This is a genomic window from Antrihabitans spumae (genome assembly GCF_043944905.1).
GTDB classification, from domain to species: Bacteria; Actinomycetota; Actinomycetes; order Mycobacteriales; family Mycobacteriaceae; genus Antrihabitans; species Antrihabitans spumae.
Genome location: NZ_JBIMSN010000137.1, coordinates 1 through 948, shown reverse-complemented (window position 1 = coordinate 948; position 948 = coordinate 1). Strand labels below are relative to the sequence as shown.

1 protein-coding gene is annotated in these 948 nt (G+C 63.4%); it reads right to left on the bottom strand.

The annotated features are described in order from the left end of the window. Window positions 1-948 (bottom strand): condensation domain-containing protein (locus ACHIRB_RS26680; RefSeq protein WP_395127802.1); only part of this gene is annotated, 948 nt, incomplete at both ends.

The following is a 948-nucleotide window of genomic DNA, read 5'->3' as shown; positions in this document are numbered from 1 at the left end:
CCGAGGGCGAACAGCCCGACCCGCAACGGAACAGCCTGCGTCACATCGAACCCAGCGCTCACGAGCCCCAACACCCGGCCGACCAGCTCCTCGGCGTCCACCGCCACAGACGACAGGTCCGGAACAGCCTGTGCTGCGGGCACAATGACCTGGGTGCCCAGCCCATCGACTTCCGGGTAGAGAGTGCGCAGAATCTCGTGGCGCGCAACTACATCAGCGAATGCAGCCTGCAACGCCGCAACGTGCAGCTGACCGGTCAGACGGATAGCCGCAGGAATGTTGTTCACTGCAGAGGCAGAGTCAATACGGTTCAAGAACCACATCCGTTGCTGCGCCAACGACAACGGCACTTGCTCCGGCCGGTGTTGTGCGACAAGAGCTTTACGCCCGCCACTGCCGGCGTGTCGCTCGACCAACGCTGCGAGCGCGCCTACGGTCGGGGCTTCGAACAAACCTCGCACACCGATCGTTGCGTCCAACGCTGCGCCGAGTCGCGCGGCGACCTGGGTCGCGATCAGCGAGTTTCCGCCTAGCTCGAAGAAGTCGTCATCAAGTCCGACGCGCTCGACGCCCAGAATCTCCGCAAAAGTGCCGGCCACAATTTCTTCGACAGGCGTGGTCGGTGCGCGAAACACCTTGGCCTCGAACACCGGCACCGGCAACGCTTTCCGATCCAACTTGCCCGACGCGTTCAACGGGAACTCACCCAGCACCAACAGCGCGGACGGCACCATGTACGACGGCACGCGCGCGCTCACAGCGTCTCGCAGTACAGCGACATCCACAACCACTCCGGTCTCGGCGACCACGTAGCCCACCAATTGACCGCCCACATGCGGGTCTTCACGAGCAAGGACCACCGCGCGTGCGACCGATTCGTGTGCCGTTAACGCCGACTCGATTTCACCCAGTTCGATGCGCAGCCCACGGACTTTCACCTGGAAATCG